This window comes from Microbulbifer halophilus (assembly GCF_026183675.1).
Lineage (GTDB): Bacteria > Pseudomonadota > Gammaproteobacteria > Pseudomonadales > Cellvibrionaceae > Microbulbifer > Microbulbifer halophilus.
Genome location: NZ_JAPIVK010000008.1, coordinates 73,043 through 90,748, shown reverse-complemented (window position 1 = coordinate 90,748; position 17,706 = coordinate 73,043). Strand labels below are relative to the sequence as shown.

Below are 17,706 nucleotides of genomic sequence, written 5' to 3'. Positions count from 1 at the left end.
AGAGCCGTGACCGCGCTAAGCAGCACAACGGGCACCACCACCATGGCGGGCAGCACCCGGCCACTGGATGCCCTGGCCGAAGTGTTCCTGCATCTGGGGGAAATGGCCAACGTCAATACCAACCAGATCATGATCGTCAGTGGGCGGCTGGACCCGGCAATACTGGAGCAAAGCGTGCGCCGCGCCACGGCGCAGATTCCGCTGCTGCATACCCGCCCGGACGGCGCGGTATTGCACGAGCACGACAGTGCGGACACGCGCTGGGTGGAACACCGGGACTACCCCGGCACTTGCGATTTCAGCGACCCGGCCTTCCGCCACCTGTTGATGGACTTCAGTTCCGCGCGCCGGCTCAATTGGCGTGCCCGTCTGCCGCTACAGCTGCTGCTGGTAACCGGCGGCAACGGCCATAACTCCTGCGTCTACCTGAGCAGCCACCACGGCGTGGCGGATGCGCGCAGCGACTGCCTGCTGTTGCGCGCGATTATCGATCACTACGCGCACCTCTGCGGTGTACCCGGCGCCGACATCCCGAGCCGTCGGCTGCCCTTTGCGCCGCTGACGGAAATCCGTCCCGACTGGTACCGGCCACTGCACCGCGCGCGGCGTTGGTTGCGGGCACTGGGCAGTGTCACCGCCGACCTGCTGCGGAGCGACACCGGCCTGCATCTGGATCTGCGCGGCCAGCGCTGGGAGCGCCCCTCCAGCGACCCGGGTATCGGCCAGTTGGACTTCTTCCAGAGCCTGTTGCCGGAAGACCTGGAACTGCGCCTCGGCCGTATCGCCAGAGACGCTGGTGTCACGGTCAACACGCTGCTGTGCGCCGCGCTGGCTCGACTGATGGAGTCCCGCGCGCCGTCCCGTCGCGGTCGTCTGCGCATCACCTGCGCAGTGAGCCTGCGCCGGCTGATAGAGCGCAGCTACGACCTCAGTTTCCGCAACTACCTGGTACCAAGCAACATCCGCCTGTCCATGGGCCAAGGCACAAGGGCCCTCGTACGCAGTGTGCACCGCGCCGTCGGCAACGCGCGCAGCGAGCGCGAAATAGGCACCGAACTGGCACGGCTGGAATCGCTGCTGCCGCTGCTGCGGCTACCGGCCCTGCGCGGCCTGTCGCGCCGCCTGCTGAACCGCTGCCAGGGCACAAACGCCTGCTACTCCAATCCCGGCCGCATCGCAGAGGACTTCTCGTCTTTCGGGTCGCCGGAACACTGCACCCAGAGCTACGTCGGCTTCGGCTGCCTGGTGCCGCCCTACGATTTCATCCTGTATACCCCCACCGTCAACGGCCGCATGCAACTGGACCTGGTCTACCGACGCACGGCCTTCAGCGACATCCACGCGGAATTCGCCGCACCCTATCTGTGCGAGCTGCGGCGGCTGCTGGATGAGCTGGAATCCACCCCGGAGTTAAAACCTCTATGAGCTACGCACTGACCGCAATTTTCCTGCTGCTACTCGGCTACCTCTCGTTCGTCGCCGTACGCCTCGGTTATATCGGCCGCCTGGCGCTGCTGGCAAGCTGGGACGACCGCATCGACCGCGCACTGGAATTTGCCGCGCGCCGCCACGGCGAACGCAAGCTGATAGAACTGGCGCAGCCGCTGGCCTGGCACGACGAGCGGCACTGGAATGCCCCGCAGATCCTCGACATGGCCGGGCGCCTGGCCGCCTGCTGGCACCACTTGGGTGCCCGCAAGGGCGACCGCATCGCCATCTACAAGGCCAACCAGTTCGACTATTTCCTGTTCTCTGTGGCTGCCCTGCGCCTCGGCGCCATCGCGGTGCCCATCAATGTCAATGTGGCCCCGGAAATCGCGGCCGGCTACATGGAGCGCCTGGCCGCAAAGCTGCTGGTCAGTGACGGCGCCGGCTGGCAAAAGCTGAGCGGCCCGGGCGACGGCAGGCTGCCCGCCACTGTCGAACAGGTGGTGCTGACTGACGCAGCGGGGCACAGCGACACCGGGAGCCCGCCGCTGCATCGCCTGCAGGACCTGCTGGCGGCAGAGCTGCCGGCAGCGCCCCAACCCGACCGCGGCCCGGCAGACCCGATGTACATAGTGCACACCTCCGGCACCACCGGCGTGCCCAAGGGGGTGATCCTGAAAGCCGAGGGCATCGCCCAGTCGCTGCGTTCGATCGTGCTGTTCAACCCGGTGTCCCGCCGCGACCTGGCCTGTTTCGCCCTGCCGCTCAACCACCAGGTATCGCACCTGTACCTGCACGGCGTGCTGTTGATGGGCGTGCGCTGCATCGTCGACAGCGAACTGGCGGCGCCGGGCCTGGTGCGACAACTGGAGCGCCGCAAACCGACGGTCTTCTTCGGTTTCCCGATCACCTACACCCGCCTCATGCAGGCCGGCGCACTCGACCTGGACCTGAGCAGCATCCGCATCTGGGGTACCACCGCCGACGCCAGCCACGAAGTACAGCAGCGCGCATTTATCCCGCGCGGCTCTTTCTTTACCCGCCTGGGTATTCCCAAACGCGGCTCACTGTTTGTGGACGGCCTGGGCTCCAGTGAGGTGGGCATCGCCGCACTGCTGCGTATCGCCACCCCCTGGACGCAAAAATTTGCGCGTCGCGTCGGCCGCAAGACTCCGCTGGGACCACAAATCAAGATCGCCGACACCGACGGCACACCGGTGCCCCGGGGCGAGGTCGGCCGGCTGATGATCAAGGGCAAAAGCATGTTCGACGGCTACTGGAATGCCCACGATGTCTTCTACGCCGCCACCTGCGACGGCTGGTGGTTCACCGGCGACATGGTGCGCCTCGGCGAAGACGGCGAAGTGGTGCACCTGGACCGGGAGGTAGATGTGATACACACCGACCGCGGCCCGGCGTACACCCTGCCGCTCGAAGAGATAGTACTGAAACAGAGTGGCGTACTGGACACTTGCGTATTTGGTGTACGCCCACAGCCGGAGAGTGCGGAAGTGCCCGCGGCGGTGGTGGCGCTCCACGGCGACGCACCGATCGACAACAGCGAATCTTTCAGGCACGAGCTGAACCGACAACTGCCGGAGGCACAACGGCTGGCATACCTGTGGCTGGTCGACTGGAACGAGTTCCCCATCGGCGCCACCGGCAAGACTCTCAAGCGCCGCCTGCGCGAGGAGTACAACGGCCTGCTGCAGGCACACCGGGAAGAAGCACCGGAGAGGACGCCATGCGAAATCCGCGAACCGGCCTGATCCCGGCGCTGCTTGCAGCTCTCTGCGCCGCACCCACAGCGGCGGACGACGACTGGGCCTTCGAGACACAGGAACCGCAGAGCAGTTGGAGCGCCCAGCGGGACCTGTCCCTGCAGTTGATCCGCGAGCGCGAATCGCTGTTCGCGCCACTGGGCGGCGGTTACGCCGACCGCAGTGCGGCCGAACTGCGCCTCGACCTGCAGCTGCGCTGCAACATCGAGGCCTGCGACGGCACCCGCGCCGTACTGAAACCCCGCCTGGCACTGGACCACGACGATCGACCGGAGGCGATGACAGACCCGCAGCCGGACTGGCTGGCCGAGGGTTACCTGTTGCGCGACCTGGAGGGCGGCGCCCGGATTGGTGCCGGCAAACGACTGGTGGGCTGGGGACCGTCGCTGCTGTACAGCCCCACCAACCGTCTGTTCCCGGATAACGGCGCCTTGACCCCGCGACGGGATATTCCCGGCAAGCCGATGATCTTCGCCGCCACAGACATCGCCGGGCGCGGCCGCCTCAACTTGCTGTTGGCGGATCCGCGCCTGGATGACGTCGCCGGCATCGATACCGGCGGCACCTTCGGCCTGGCCCGCACCGAGTGGAACTGGGTCGAGGGACAAATCACCACCCTCGGTGCCGTCACCGGCGGCGGAGGCGGTTTCCGCCCCTACTTCGGCGGCTACTTTCAGCACGGCCTCGGCGAGGCCTGGACCCTCGGTTTCGAGGCAGCCGTGTCGCGCGGCTACGCCCGCCGAGACGGCGGCACGCAGCCGCTCGCCCAGAACCGCGCGCACTGGCGCTGGGACGGCCTCGTCAACCTGCGCTACGGCGCCTCCTCCGGCGCCGAGATAGGCCTGGAACTGGTCTACAACGGCTACGCCCAGAACGACTCGGAAATCCGCAACCCCCTGATCGCCGCCTTTCCGTCGGCCGGCCGCGGCCCCTCGCGCAATCGTCCGCTGCACCCCTACGCGCAGAGCCGCTACGCGCTGTTGCAGACCACCTGGCCGAAGCTGTTCGGCGATCGCCGCTGGAATCTGACCGCGCGCCTGCTGCAGGGGCTGGACAGCGCCAGTACCAGCAGCTTTGCCGAGCTGTCCTACAGCCCCGGCGACGCCACCACCCTGTACATGGGGCTGTCTCACAGCCGTGCCGGCGAGGCGCTGTCGATGACACAGCCAGTAACCCGCAGCGCCTACCTGGCCCTGGACGTCTTCTTCTGACGCGGCGGGACAACACGAGAAACAAGGAAATGAAAGGAGAAGCCAATGAACCTGGTCGAACTCGAATCCGTCAGTAAAAGCTACCGGCTCGGCGAGGTGGAGGTCACCGCGCTCGACAGCGTCGACTTTACCGTGCAACACGGCGACTTCGTGGCCCTCACCGGCCCCAGCGGCAGTGGCAAAACCACCATGCTGAACCTGATCGGCTGTCTCGATGCCGCCGACAGTGGCGAAATCCGGGTGCTGGGCCAGCCGGTGAGCCAGTTGGACGGGCAAGCGCTGGACACACTGCGCAGCCGCACCTACGGCATCATCTTCCAGAACTTCAACCTGGTGCCGGTACTGACCGCGCTGGAGAATGTGATGCTGCCATTGCACCTGCACCGCCTTTCCAAATCCGGAATGGAGCGACGCGCCCGCGCCGCGCTCGAGTCGGTGGGCCTGGCGCGCTTTGCCGACTTCCGCCCGGATCAACTGTCCGGCGGCCAGCGCCAGCGGGTCGCCGTCGCGCGCGCGCTGGTCACCGAACCAAAACTGATTCTCGCGGATGAGCCCACTGCCAGCCTCGACACCGCCAGTGCGCTGTCGCTGGTCGAGCTGATGAAGGAGCTCAACACCGAGCAGCAGGTGACTTTCGTCTTCTCCACCCACGACCAGCGGCTGCTGGAGCACGTAGGTCGCGTGGTGGAACTGCGCGATGGCCGCCTGACGTCAACCGATGACTCAGCAGCGGACACCAGTACCGCCCTGCAAACCGGCAAAAGCGAGGTGGCGTGATGTGGTCCATGGCTTTCCGCAATCTCTACCGCGACCGGCGGCGCACCCTCGCCACAGTGATCGCCGTGGGCGCCGGCCTGTTCGCGGTGCTGATGTTCCTCGGCTATATCCGTTTCGTGGAGAGCTCCCTCGCCTCCGTCGTCATCTATCGCGATGCCAACGCGCACGTGCAGATCTACCGCCAGGACGGTCCTGAGCAACTGGCGGCGGCGCCGGCGGAGTACTCCTTGAATCGCGATGATCAGGCACTGATTCACCGGCTCGTCGCCGACCAGCCGCGCTTTGTCCGCGCCTCGGACCAGTTGGTGGGTGTCGGCGTAGTACAGGCGGGCGCGGAGAGTTCGGTGTTCCTGGCCCGCGGCATAGACCCGGCCTTTGAGGCAGCACTGCAGGCGGAGAGCCCGCTGGCCTCACAGGCCTCGCCGCTGTCCGACGACGGCCTGCTGCTGACCAGGCAGTTGCAGGATCTACTCGGCTACCCGGACAAAGGCTCCACTCTCCAGCTCTTCTCCGCCTCCTACGCCAACCGCATGAATGCGATAGAGGCACCGCTCGCCGGGGACTTCTCCACCGGCATCGAGGCAATCGAAGGCAAGGGCCTGAAGGCACCACTGGCGCTGCTGCAGTCCCTGTACGACACAGATGTGGTGTCGCGGGTCGCAGTACAGCTGGACGACCGCAGCCACGCCGGCACCTTCCGCGACTGGCTGGCCGCAGAACTGGAACAGCGGGCCCCGGGCCGTTTCGAGGTCACCACCTGGAATCACCCGCAGATAGGCCAGCTGTACACCAGCTTTATGGGCTTCTTTAATCTGGTGTTCGCCTTTACCGGTATCGTGGTATTCACCATCGCGCTGACCACCATCCAGCACACAGTGGCGATGAACGTGGCCGACCGCACCCGCGAAATCGGCACGCTGCGCGCCATGGGCTTCGGCCGCAGGCGCATCGCCGGACTCTTCCTGCGCGAGAGCGTGCTGACGACACTGGCCGCCGCGGCCGCCGCCACAATGCTGGCCTACACGGTCATTGCTGCAATCGCCGCCGCCGGCGTGCAGACCCAGCTGCCGCGCATCGCCGAACCGGCCATCCTGAAACTGCAATTGCCGCCGCTATGGGCGCTGACCGCCATTGCCTGCGCCGGCCTGGGCATAGCCCTCGGTGCCCTGGTCACCGCGCGCAAGCGCGTCGGCGGCGAAGTGCGCCCGGGGCGTCGCGGCGTGCCGCTGACCCGGCTGCTGGCCGGCGCCGCCTGCCTGCTGCTAGCTTTCGGCACGGTGTTGCCGGCCGGTGCCAGCGAAACCGCCCCACAACCCTCCGCGGGGCAGCGAGCCGCACCGGATGCAGAAACACTGCGCCGCTGGCTGCGCGAGGCAGACCTGGCCCGCGGCGGCTGGGGCAGCTACAAGTGGAAGCTGACCATCCACACCGAGGACCCGGCCGGCGCCACCGACACCAGCTACGACATCGCCGTGCGCGATGGCCGCGCACTGGCGATGACCACCGCACCGCGCCGCTACCGCGGCGAGAAGATACTGATCGCATCCCGCGCCATGTGGTACGCCAAGCCCGGCCTGCGCAAACCGGTCAGTATCAGTCCACAGCAGCGACTGGTGGGCGAGGCGGCCAACGGCGATATCGCCGCCACCCAGTACGCGCGCGACTACAACCCCGAGTACCTGGGTGTCGAGGAGCTGGACGGCCGCCCCTGCCACAAGCTCCGCCTGACTGCCGCCACCGACGGCGCTACCTATGAATCCATCATCTACTACCTCGACCGGAACACCCGCCTGGGCATCAAGGCGGAATTCCTGACCTCCAGCGGCATGACCTTCAAGGTGGCCCACTTCGAGTACCGCAATCGGGTTCTGGTGGACGGCGAGGAACAGCCCTTCGTGTCCAGCATGAAGATCGTCAACGCCAACTTCCCCGAGCGCTTCAGCCTGCTGGAATACGCCCGGGTCTCCGAGGCCAGCCCGCCCGAGAGCCTGTTTACCGTCGACACACTGATGACCCTGTAGGAGCAGACATGACCGCCAAACTGCTTTTGAGTATGTCCCTGCGCAACCTGTTGCGACAGGGCAACAAATCCCTCGGCACCTTCATCGTGATGAGTGTGTCGATCCTGGCCCTGTGCCTCCTTTCCGGCTATATGCAGTCCAACATTGAACTGATCCGCGACGCCTTCATGCGCTGGGGGGCCCGCGGCCACCTGGTCATTGAGCGCCCCGCATCCGAGCTGGCAAAACAGGTGGAAGGTGCCGGCCAGTTGCCGCTGACCGGCGAGATACAGCGACGCATCGACGAGGTCCTGGAGGCCGACCCGCAGGTGGTGACCCGCGCGCGGGTACTGCGCATCTCCGGCATGGTGTCGAACGCACAGGTCAGCACCATCTTCGCCGGCATCGGCCAGGATGTTCAGGAGATTCGCCGCATCAAGGGCCCCGCCTACGAGTACGACGTGGTGGCCGGCACACCGCTGTGGATGGAGGAGCGCTCCCACCCACTGGTGCTGGGCCAGGGCCTGGCCGCAATCCTGGGCTGCGACGTGCCCGACGTGGGCTTCGCACCACTGAAACCCGGCGATACCCCCGAGACACGTCCCATGAACTGCCCGCCGGGGCCGCTGGAACTGACGGCCTCCACACGCGGCTCAGCGCGCATCAACGCCACCTTCGCGGTACCCACCGGTATTATGGACTGGGGGATCAAGGAGATTAACGACCGCCTGGTGGTGATGCCCATGGCCGACGCCCAGGCGCTGCTGAACACCGAGGATGTGAGCGAGTACCACGTGCTGCTGCAGGACGGTGCCGACCTGGACGCCGCCCACAGCCGTATCGCCGCGGAGATGCGCGCGGCCGGCCTGGAGGATGTCGAGGTCTTCCGCTGGTCCGACCGCGCCGCCTTCTACCGGCAGGTGAAAGCGGTGCTGAGTGGCTTCCTGAACTTTATCGCCATCATCGCCTGCGCCATCGGCTTCACCAGCCTGCTGAATGCCAGCTACATGAATTTCGCCCAGCGCGCGCGAGAGTTCGCCACCCTGCGCAGCCTCGGCTTTACCCGCCGCTTTGTGTTGGCGCTGACTGCGCTGGAGAACAGCTGGCTGGCGCTGGCCGCCGCGCTACTGGGGGTCGGCGGCGCCGCCATCATTGTCTGGGCCGTGCGCGCGGCGCAGATAATGTGGACCCCACCCGGCTCCAGCAACGCCGTCCCGGTTGACCTGGCCTGGGTCATCCCGACCTACGTGGCCACCGCGCTGGGCGTGGTATTGCTCGCCGCATTCGCCAGTTCCATACCCACCCGCAAGATACTGAGACGGCCCATCCGCGCCGTACTCTCGGACGCGTGACAACCGCCCTGACACGGAAAGGAGAAATTTCAATGACTGAAATGGCACGCAGACGCCGCTGGGAACGCTTCGTCGACAACCAGTCCGGCAAGGCGCTGGTGATACCGCTGGATCACGGCCTGACCATGGGTCCGATACCGGGGATCAGCCAACCCGAGGAAATACTGCGGTGGCTGAGCCCCGAGGTGGTCACCGGCGTGGTGCTGCACAAGGGCTTTGCCGAACGCCTCGGCGGCGTATCCGGCTGTGGCCTGGTGGTGCACTTGAACGGCGCGCTCAGCTCGGACGAACAGCCGGACGTGAAACAGCTGGTAACCAGTGTGGAAGCCGCTGTGCGACTGGGGGCCGACGCGGTTTCCCTGCAGACCAATTTCTCCCCCGCCACTGCGTCGCACAACCTCTGCCTCACCGGGCGCATCGTGGACGAGGCCCACGCCTGGGGCCTGCCGGTACTGAACATGGTGTACGACAAGGCGCCATCAGACCACGGGGCGCTGGCGCGCATGCGCCACTTCATGCGCGCCGCGATGGAGCTGGGCGTGGATGCGCTGAAAGTGGCTGCGCCACCTTCGCTGGAGCAGATGCCGGAATTGCTCGACGGCGTACAGAGCCACACCCCGGTTCTGTTCGCCGGCGGCGCTCTGGCGGACGAACGCGCCCTGACCGACCTGGCCGGCGCCGTTGTGCGCCACGGCGCCGGCGGCATCTGCGTCGGCCGCAACGTCTTCCAGCGTTCCAACCCGCCGTCGACCCTGCACCGGCTACTGGGTGTGTTCCGCAGCGGCGCCCCCGTGGATTTCAGCGTTCGGCGCACCGCCCTACAGGAAGATGAGGCCGAAATTGCCGTTTGACAGCGTCCCCACTTTGTCTCGTACCTGAAGAGAGAGATTTGCCATGATTCATATTGATGCCAGCCCCAGCAGTGTCGACCTGCTCGTCGACCGGCATGTCCGCGCCGGACGGGGCGACCATCCATCACTGGTGGAGTGCGGTCGAGCGGGCCGCCGCACCCTGAGCTACCGCCAACTGCAACAACTGACCCTGGCCGTCTCGCAGGAGCTGAACGTAAGGCTCGCCGGCAGTCGCTACCAGCAGCGCATAGCCCTGGTGGGCGGGGCCACGCTGGAGAATACCGTCTACTGGCTCGGCGCGATGCGCGCCGGTCACCTGCCCTTCATGGTGCACCCGGACCTGCCGCAGGAACACTACGAGGGACTGTGGGAGGATTTCGATCCGCAACTGGTACTCGCGGACTCCTGCACTGATCTGCCGGATGTAGAGAAGATGACGCCGGTGGAAGAGCTCAGCCTGGCCGGGGATATCGCAGGCCAGTTGAACGAGGTGAGCGACCTCGCCGCCAGCCTGGATTTGCGGCCGGCCCTGGTACTGGCAACCTCCGGATCCACCGGCCGACCCAAACTGTGCGTGCACAGCCACCGTGCATTCTGGGAATTTGAACGCACTGTCAGCCGCACCCTGTGGGATATATGCGCAGACGACCGTGTGCTGGCCAGCACCGGCCCCTTCTTCTCCTTCGGCCTGCAGGGGCTGCATGTGCCACTGAGCCAGGGGGCCACCGCCGTGATGTTACCCCAGTGGCAGCAGCACACGGAATTCCTCGATGTGATTGAGGCGGAGTCGGTCAGCGTATTCCTCGCAGTGCCAACCCTGTTCCACCTGCTGATGTCACGAGCGCGCCGCGACTACCGCCTCGACAGTCTGCGCCTGTCTCTGTCCGCCGGTGAGCGGCTGCCGGCAGTGATTCGACAGCGCTGGCAGGAGTGGAGCGGATCGCGGGTGCTGAACTCCATCGGCACCACCGAGACCTTCGCTCCCTACCTGTCGGAAACCGCCAGCGGGCCGGAAGCTCTGCAGCGGGTGGAGGGCTTCCTCTATACCGAGACACCCCACGGCAGCGACGGCGCCTTCTCCCTGAGCATCTCCGGCGGCTGCCTGATGCTCGGCTACCTGAGCCCGCACCTGGATCTGTTGCTGGAGCCGGTGCCGGCCCGGTTCGACACCCGCGACCTCTTCCTGCGCGATGCCGACGGACTGCACTTCCTCTCCCGCGACAGCGAGCGTATCAAGGTGGCCGGCCACTGGGTCAGCCCGCAGGAGCTGGAGGAATTTCTTCTGGCGGACAGGCGCGTCGCCAGGGCGGCGGCACTGCCAGTGGCAACCGAGGAGGGACTGACACGGCTGCGCGCCTATGTCGTGGCCAACGGCGGCGGCTATACCGCCAGCGCCTTGATCGACGACCTGATGAAGCGCATCCGCCAACAGCTTCACCCGCGCGCGCTGCGGCCCGACCGTATAGAGCTGGTGGATGATATCGCCACCACCCCCAGCGGCAAGCTGAAACGCCAGGAACTGCGCAGCCTGGCTGAAGACCCGGTGGCAAAAGCCAAGGCCGGCGCGATGCTGGCCTAGAGTTTGATCAATCCCAGCGACAGAGCGCGAGCCACGGCCTGGCGTCGGTTGGAGACCCCCAGTTTATGGATGACATTGCGGAAATGGAAATTCACCGTCGACTCCGAACAGCCGAGGATGCGCGAGATTTCCCAGGAAGTCTTCCCGGCCGCGGCCCAGTGCAGGCATTCATCCTCGCGCCGCGTCAGGCCAATCGCAGCCGATGTAGAGGCTTCCTCAATACGGCTGATGGCTTCGTAGGCATAGGATGCAAGCAACTGGATCGTCGGCATTGTTTCCGTCAGCCAGGCCTCGAGCTTGGAACTGTAGATCTCGCCGTTGGCCACCGAAATCATCATCGCACGGCTCTGCGCGGCACCGCGCACGGCGGTGGCCACGCCGGTGGATATTCCGTGCGCAACGGACTCCTCGTACAGCTGCCGGGCCTCCCCCGAAAAGTGCGCCCGGTGCCAGACCAGTGGTACCGGCGACTGCCGGCAGTGACGTACCACCGGATCACAGGCCACCCAGCGCTGGCGGTTGTAGCGCTCGACACAATTGCGCGGGTAGTTGGTCTCCACCGTGTGTCGGGACTTGCCGACGACCGGCGACGCTTCGATACCGATCAGAAAATAGTCATACCCGATGGCACTGACGGAACGCTGAATCCGTTCTTTGACCTGGTCAAAGGTCTGCGCGGACAACAGGTCCGGCAAGGCCCGAATCACTTCCATTTGCGGGCGCAAGGCATCCCCCCAAGAATCAGAGAAAAATTGAAAATTTATTCTGTTTTACCCGTGTAAGACACGCCGATTGTAGCGCACTTCTATGACATGCAGAAAAAATTGCCGAATCGCAACAACCTGTTGCGCTCGATTCAACCGGCATTGCGCCAGAAAAGGACAACCACAAAGCCGCGCGGCGGCAAGGCACACACCAACCGGAAATAAGGAGTAAACACTCGATGGATATGCAACTTGAATTGCTTGAGGCCAGTAAGAGCGACCTGATCGCGCGCGCCCGCACCCACCCCTTTCTGGTGCGCTGTCGCCGGGGCGAGGTCAAACTGGAGGAACTGAAACTGTTCCTTGTGCAACAGGGGTTCTACAGCACTTACTTCACCCGCTACCTGTGCGCGATGATGGCAAACCTGCCCGGCAACGATGAAGTACTCGCACTGGCGGACAACCTGTTCGAAGAACTGGGCCTGGAACCCGACAGCCCACAGCCGCACCACCTGATCTATCGCGAAATGTTGCAACATTTCGGGTTGAACCTTGCCGGCGCCGAACCACTGGCGGGCACCCGCCACCTGATAGAACGCATGTTCCACCACTGTCGTGCACTGTCGCCAAGTGCCGGGCTGGGCGCCCTGTGCCTCGGGGCCGAGGCGCTGGTGCCCGACCTCTACACCGACCTGGTGGCCGGCTTTCGCAGCTGCGGCATCGAGGACAGGGCCATTGAGTTTTTCCTGTTGCATATCGAGTGTGACGACGGCCACGCGGAAACCATCCGCGACATCATGGTGGATATCGCCTCCGCCGACTCAAAGCAGATCGACATTATGCTCGACGCCGGGCGCGATATCGTAGAAGCCCGCATGCACTTTTTCGACTCCATCGAGGCGGCCCACCGCGACCGACAACGAAACGGTGCAGAACTGCAAGAACACATGACTGGGGCTATACCTGCCTGAGGCGCCTGTAGAAGCGCAAACAGCCAGTCAACACAGGAGAAAACCGTGGCTGAAACCCTGACAATGGAAAAGGGCGAACTGGTGGAGCGCGCCCGCGAGCAGATGCACACACACCTCAGCATCCCCGGCTGGTCACTGCGGGAGAAGCTCGCGCTGACCTGCCGCATCCTGTTCGCCCGGGGACACGATTCCGGCCTCGCCGGCCAGATTACTGCGCGCGCACCGTCTAGCGGTACCTACTACACCCAGCGCCTCGGGCTGGGGTTCGACGAGATAACGGCATCCAACCTGCTCGCAGTAGACGAAGACTTACAGGTACTGTCCGGCGACGGCATGGCCAACCCGGCCAACCGCTTCCACTCCTGGATCTACCGCGCGCGACCGGATGTGCGCTGCATAGTGCATTCCCACCCGCAACATCTCTCCGCGCTGTCGATGCTCGGCCGACCACTCAAGATTGCGCACATGGACAGCTGCCCCCTGCACGATGACATCGCTTTCCTGGAAGAATGGCCCGGAGTGCCGGTAGGCAACAACGAGGGGGAAATCATTGCCGGTGTGCTGGGCGACAAGCGCGCCGCACTGCTCGCCCACCACGGCCTGGTGGTGGCCTGCAGCTCGGTGGAAGAGGCCTGCGTGATCGCGATCCAGTGTGAACGCACGGCCCGGCTGCAACTGTTGGCGGAATCCGCCGGCGGCATTCGCGATATTGACGCCGGACTGGCCCGCGAAGCCCACGACTGGGTCCTTCAGGAAAAGCGCACCCAGGCCACTTTCGCCTACTACGCGCGCAGGGCCCTGCGCGAGATCGGCAGCGGCGGGGAGAGCCCGCTCAGTTGAGTCGGCGCCCTGGCCGGCACAGAGGTATCAGAGGTAAAGGAGTTGGCCCCATGTTGCACAGACTGCACCGAATTTCGGCACTGCTGATCAGCGTCTACGTGCTTTTCCACCTGACCAATCACCTGGTCGCACTGGCGGGAGTCGAGGCACACATCGACTTTATGCGCAGCTACCGCCAAGTCTACCGCGCCGCGCCGGTAGAACTTCTGTTGCTGATCTGTGTATTTTTCCAGGTCGCCTCCGGCATCACCTTTATCCTGCGACGTCGGGGCCAACGGCGCGGCTTTTTCGATCGCGCCCAGGCCATCTCGGGCGGCTACCTGGCCTTCTTCCTGCTATTTCACGTCGGTGCCGTGCTCTACGGCCGCAGTCAGGGGCTCGACACCAACTTCAATTTCGCCGCCGCCACCCTGAACCTGGGCGCCTTTCCTGTTTTTTTTACGCCCTACTACACCCTGGCCGTGGCTGCCTATTTTACGCACTTGGCCTGCGGTCTGCGCTGGCTGCTGCGGGCACGCCTCCCCACCGCGACCCTCGATCGCGCCGCCGTTGCACTGATGGCACTGGGCCTGCTGCTGGGGCTGACCATAGTCGCGACCTTCAGCGGCGCTTTCTACCCGGTGCGGATACCGGCGGAATACTGCGTGACCTCCTGCTCCTAGTGGGCCGATTGATCGATTCGTTCTGGGCGCAGTGGTCCTGTATAATCCCGCGGCATCAATCGACGACCAGCAGAGTTTTCTTTCTATGGCTAGTTACTCCACCAACGAATTCAAGGGCGGCCTGAAGGTGATGCTCGATGGCGACCCCTGCTCCATCGTGGATAACGAATTCGTCAAACCCGGCAAGGGCCAGGCCTTCAACCGCGTGAAGCTGCGCAACCTGAAGACCGGCCGCGTCTGGGAGCGCACCTTCCGCTCCGGCGAGAGCCTGGAAGCCGCCGACGTGATGGACCTGGAGATGGAGTACCTCTACAACGACGGCGAATTCTACTATTTCATGGAACCCAACTCCTTCGAGCAGTACCCGGCCAGCAACGACGCCGTGGGCGACAACGCCAAGTGGCTGAAGGAGCAGGACACCTATGTGGTAACACTGTACAACGACGCACCGCTGGCGGTGACCCCGCCCAACCACGTGATCCTGGAAATCACCGATACCGACCCGGGCCTGAAGGGCGACACCGCCCAAGGCGGCACCAAGCCCGCCACCCTGTCCACCGGCGCGGTGGTGAAAGTGCCGCTGTTCCTGGAGATCGGCGAGACCGTCAAGGTGGATACCCGCACCGGGGAGTATCTGGGGCGGGCCAAGTAGGGTCGGGCCCCGTGGCCCTCGGTAGGGTGCGCCCTGCGCACCGGCCGATCAATGTCAAAAAGAATACCGAGGCCGGACGCGAAGGCCCTGCTGTCGGTGGTTGTTTGCTCAACAGCCTCATCGGCAATCGTTTCACAAACAACCACCGACAGCAGGGCCGCCCCGGCATCTGCTTACGGGCCCCAAGCTCCGGCAGCCTCCACAGGCCCGATCAATGGTGCGCACGGCGCACCCTACAGCTCCAATCCACGCCACTCCCTCCCTATGACCGAGAATTCCTGGCAACCCACCGCCTCCCTCGAAGCCCTGCGCCGGCGCGCGGCGCTGCTGGCGGATATCCGCCGCTTTTTCGCCGCGCGGGATGTGCTGGAAGTGGAGGTGCCGCTGCTGTCCCGCCGCGCCACCAGCGATCCGCATATCCAGTCGATAGCTGCGCACTGCAACGGCGCCGACGCCTGGCTGGCCACCAGCCCGGAATTCGCGCTCAAGCGGCTGCTGGCGGCGGGGCTGGGCGACTGCTACAGCCTCGGCAGGGCCTTCCGCGAGGGCGAGGCCGGCGGCCGCCACAACCCGGAATTCACCATGCTGGAGTGGTACCGCTGCGACTGGGACGACCGCCGGCTGATGCGCGAAGTGGGCGAGCTGCTGAGCCGGGTGCTCGGCATTAACGACGTACAGTCGCTGAGCTACCGCGCACTCTTCCAGCGGGAGCTGCAGCTGGACCCACACACGGCCGATGACAACACGCTGCGCGCCTGCGCCGCCCGCGAGCTGGAACTGTCGTTCGAACCGGCGGATCGCGACGAGTGCCTGGACCTGCTGATGAGCCACCGGCTGGAACCCGCCATGGGCGACGGTATCACCCTACTCTACGATTTCCCCGCCTCCCAGGCGGCGCTGGCGAAGGTACTGGAAGACGACACCGGCACCCCGGTGGCGCGACGCTTCGAGGCCTATGCCGGTGGCCTGGAGCTGGCCAACGGCTACTGGGAACTGACCGATGCCGAGGAGCAGTTGCGCCGCTTCCGGGCGGACCAGCGCTACCGGCGCGAACACGGGCTGATCGAGCGGCCATTTGAAGAACGCCTGGTGGGCGCCCTGCGGGCGGGGATACCGGAGTGCGCCGGGGTGGCGCTGGGTGTGGATCGGCTGTTGATGCTGGCCGGCGGTTACCAGCGTATCGACGAGGTGATGGCGTTTCCGATCGAGAGGGCCTGAGCGGGGGCCGGAATCAGGGCTCGAAACGGTAAGTGGCCACGTCCCCCACGGCGAAGAAACCGGCCTCCAGCAACAGTTCCTGGCGATTCTCCGGTGTCAGGGCCACCGCGTGCTTGTGGTGACTGGTCAACGCCTGGGCCACCAGGTGGTGGAACAGCGCCCGGCCGATACCGCGGCCGCGGTAATCCTCGCGGGTAACCATGTCGTAGAAACCCAGCGCGTCGGCGGAGGCGAACAGGCAGCCGCCGGCGACCACCTCGCCGTCCAGGCGCGCCAAGTAGAACTTCAGGCGGCTGCGCTTCTGCTCCGGCACTTCCCGCAGCTGCTGATAGAACTTGCGGATCTGCGCCCCCTCGCGGGCACCGTTGTAGGGGGCCGCCTGCAGCTCGCCGTATTCGTCCAGCTGCTCGGCATCGATCTGGCCGATCTGCAGCTTGCCGTCCAGTTCCGGCGGCAGGGATTCGTCCGCCGCCAGGCGCTGCACTTCCACCGCCATCGCCACCCGCGATTCGCCGCGTTTCAGCCCCAGCTCCAGCATCTCGCTGTCGTCGAGGGGCTTGTTGGCGCAGTGCCATAGGGTGAAGGGGCTGTGGCGTTCGGCAAAATAGTCCACCACAAAGCGCTGCAGTATCCGCGCCGGCATCACCGAGTTGGTCACCGCCTGGTTGAAGGTGTGCGACAGCAGGCCGCTGTCGCTGCGCAGTACGCCGGTGATCTCCCTGGTGCTGTCCGCGTGCAACAGGTCCGCGCAGTAGCTGGCGCGGGATTCCAGGTTTCGGCAGACGAGATTCTTGGCGCTGAGACTGTATTTCATGTCTTAAGGATAGTCTTCATACCGTCAGGGCAACTGCCTGTCCACCTGGGTCAGCGCGCACTGGTCCATTGACAGCGCCGGTTCGGCGCAGCTGGCGTCGCCGATCACCCGGGCGGGAACGCCCGCCACCATTTTCTGCGCCGGCACGTCCTTGAGTACCACACTGCCGGAAGCGACCTGGGCGCACTGGCCGATCTCGATATTGCCCAGCACCTTGCTGCCGGCACCGATCAGCACGCCGCAGCGCACCTTGGGATGGCGGTCGCCGCTCTCCTTGCCGGTGCCGCCGAGGGTCACCGACTGCATGATGGAGACATTGTCGTCCACCACTGCGGTCTCGCCGATGACGATACCGGTGGCGTGGTCGAGCAGTATGCCCTCGCCCAGGGTGGCCGCCGGGTGAATATCGATGCCGAACACCACCGAGATGCGGTGCTGCAGGAACAGCGCCAGGGAGCGGCGGTTCTGCAACCACAGCCAGTGGGCCACGCGGTGGGCCTGCAGGGCGTGGTAGCCCTTGAAATAGAGAAAGGGTTCGTAGAGGGACTGGCAGGCGGAGTCCCGCTGGTAGACCGCGCTCAGGTCCGCGCGCGCGGCGCCGCCGATGGCCGGGTCCCCGGCCAGCGCCTCGTCGATCACCTCGCGGATCAGCAGCGCCGGCGCCACCGGGCTGTCGAGCTTGTTCGCCAGGTGGAAACTCAGGGCGGACTCCAGCGTGGGGTGGTTGAGGATGGTGGCGTGCAGGTAGCTGGCCAGGATCGGCTCCCGCTCCACCTGCTGGGCCACGCCACTGCGGATCTGTTGCCAGAGTTCGTCCTCTGCTTGCTGTGATTGGATGGCTTCCATTTTTTACCAACTCCTTCGTT

16 protein-coding genes are annotated in these 17,706 nt (G+C 65.3%); 13 read left to right on the top strand and 3 right to left on the bottom strand.

The genetic code is table 11. The features are described from left to right. Window positions 1–6: 6 nt before the first annotated feature. The 8 genes from OQE62_RS06000 to OQE62_RS05965 are packed head-to-tail and all read left to right on the top strand — an operon-like array spanning window position 7 to window position 10,979. Window positions 7–1,425, top strand: coding sequence for a hypothetical protein (locus tag OQE62_RS06000; RefSeq protein WP_265721094.1), 1,419 nt, complete (start codon window positions 7–9; stop codon window positions 1,423–1,425). Then, window positions 1,422–3,197: a class I adenylate-forming enzyme family protein gene (locus tag OQE62_RS05995; RefSeq protein ID WP_265721093.1), complete on the top strand. Its 1,776-nt coding sequence runs from the start codon at window positions 1,422–1,424 to the stop codon at window positions 3,195–3,197. The genes OQE62_RS06000 and OQE62_RS05995 overlap by 4 nt, the downstream gene beginning before the upstream one ends. After that, window positions 3,173–4,420, top strand: coding sequence for a hypothetical protein (locus tag OQE62_RS05990; protein ID WP_265721092.1), 1,248 nt, complete (start codon window positions 3,173–3,175; stop codon window positions 4,418–4,420). The genes OQE62_RS05995 and OQE62_RS05990 overlap by 25 nt, the downstream gene beginning before the upstream one ends. 45 nt (window positions 4,421–4,465) lie before the next feature. Further along, a complete protein-coding gene (locus tag OQE62_RS05985) occupies window positions 4,466–5,197 on the top strand; it encodes an ABC transporter ATP-binding protein (RefSeq protein ID WP_265721091.1) in 732 nt (243 codons plus the stop codon). Then, complete coding sequence (locus OQE62_RS05980) at window positions 5,197–7,218, top strand: outer membrane lipoprotein-sorting protein (protein ID WP_265721090.1); 2,022 nt, start codon at window positions 5,197–5,199, stop codon at window positions 7,216–7,218. The genes OQE62_RS05985 and OQE62_RS05980 overlap by 1 nt, the downstream gene beginning before the upstream one ends. Before the next feature lie 8 nt (window positions 7,219–7,226). Further along, a complete protein-coding gene (locus OQE62_RS05975; protein ID WP_265721089.1) occupies window positions 7,227–8,549 on the top strand; it encodes an ABC transporter permease in 1,323 nt (440 codons plus the stop codon). Window positions 8,550–8,581: 32 nt separating this feature from the next. Then, complete coding sequence (locus tag OQE62_RS05970) at window positions 8,582–9,400, top strand: class I fructose-bisphosphate aldolase (RefSeq protein WP_265721088.1); 819 nt, start codon at window positions 8,582–8,584, stop codon at window positions 9,398–9,400. Window positions 9,401–9,443: 43 nt separating this feature from the next. Further along, window positions 9,444–10,979: a class I adenylate-forming enzyme family protein gene (locus OQE62_RS05965; protein ID WP_265721087.1), complete on the top strand. Its 1,536-nt coding sequence runs from the start codon at window positions 9,444–9,446 to the stop codon at window positions 10,977–10,979. Here the strand turns inward: OQE62_RS05965 and OQE62_RS05960 are convergent. Beyond that, window positions 10,976–11,686 carry an autoinducer binding domain-containing protein gene (locus OQE62_RS05960; RefSeq protein ID WP_265721086.1) on the bottom strand — a complete coding sequence of 237 codons (711 nt, stop codon included), beginning with the start codon at window positions 11,684–11,686 and terminating at the stop codon, window positions 10,976–10,978. The genes OQE62_RS05965 and OQE62_RS05960 overlap by 4 nt on opposite strands. A gap of 236 nt (window positions 11,687–11,922) precedes the next feature. Between OQE62_RS05960 and OQE62_RS05955 the strand changes: the two genes are divergently transcribed. The 5 genes from OQE62_RS05955 to epmA all read left to right on the top strand — a co-directional run bounded on the left by OQE62_RS05955 (window position 11,923) and on the right by epmA (window position 16,026). Further along, window positions 11,923–12,654: a TenA family transcriptional regulator gene (locus tag OQE62_RS05955; RefSeq protein ID WP_265721085.1), complete on the top strand. Its 732-nt coding sequence runs from the start codon at window positions 11,923–11,925 to the stop codon at window positions 12,652–12,654. 45 nt (window positions 12,655–12,699) lie between these two features. After that, the gene (locus tag OQE62_RS05950) at window positions 12,700–13,494 is read left to right on the top strand and encodes an aldolase (protein WP_265721084.1); all 795 of its coding nucleotides are present in this window, start codon (window positions 12,700–12,702) and stop codon (window positions 13,492–13,494) included. Further along, window positions 13,491–14,156: a hypothetical protein gene (locus OQE62_RS05945; protein ID WP_377535372.1), complete on the top strand. Its 666-nt coding sequence runs from the start codon at window positions 13,491–13,493 to the stop codon at window positions 14,154–14,156. The genes OQE62_RS05950 and OQE62_RS05945 overlap by 4 nt, the downstream gene beginning before the upstream one ends. An 85-nt stretch (window positions 14,157–14,241) precedes the next feature. Next, window positions 14,242–14,808, top strand: coding sequence for an elongation factor P (gene efp / locus OQE62_RS05940; protein ID WP_265721082.1), 567 nt, complete (start codon window positions 14,242–14,244; stop codon window positions 14,806–14,808). A 264-nt stretch (window positions 14,809–15,072) separates the two neighbouring features. Continuing rightward, on the top strand, window positions 15,073–16,026 hold the full coding sequence (gene epmA / locus OQE62_RS05935) for an EF-P lysine aminoacylase EpmA (protein WP_265721081.1): 954 nt from the start codon (window positions 15,073–15,075) through the stop codon (window positions 16,024–16,026). 13 nt (window positions 16,027–16,039) lie between these two features. Here epmA and OQE62_RS05930 read toward each other — a convergent pair whose 3' ends face one another. Both OQE62_RS05930 and cysE read right to left on the bottom strand, forming a co-directional pair. Further along, window positions 16,040–16,840 carry a GNAT family N-acetyltransferase gene (locus OQE62_RS05930; protein WP_265721080.1) on the bottom strand — a complete coding sequence of 267 codons (801 nt, stop codon included), beginning with the start codon at window positions 16,838–16,840 and terminating at the stop codon, window positions 16,040–16,042. Between the two features lie 24 nt (window positions 16,841–16,864). Continuing rightward, the gene (gene cysE, locus OQE62_RS05925) at window positions 16,865–17,686 is read right to left on the bottom strand and encodes a serine O-acetyltransferase (RefSeq protein WP_265721079.1); all 822 of its coding nucleotides are present in this window, start codon (window positions 17,684–17,686) and stop codon (window positions 16,865–16,867) included. Window positions 17,687–17,706 lie beyond the last annotated feature (20 nt).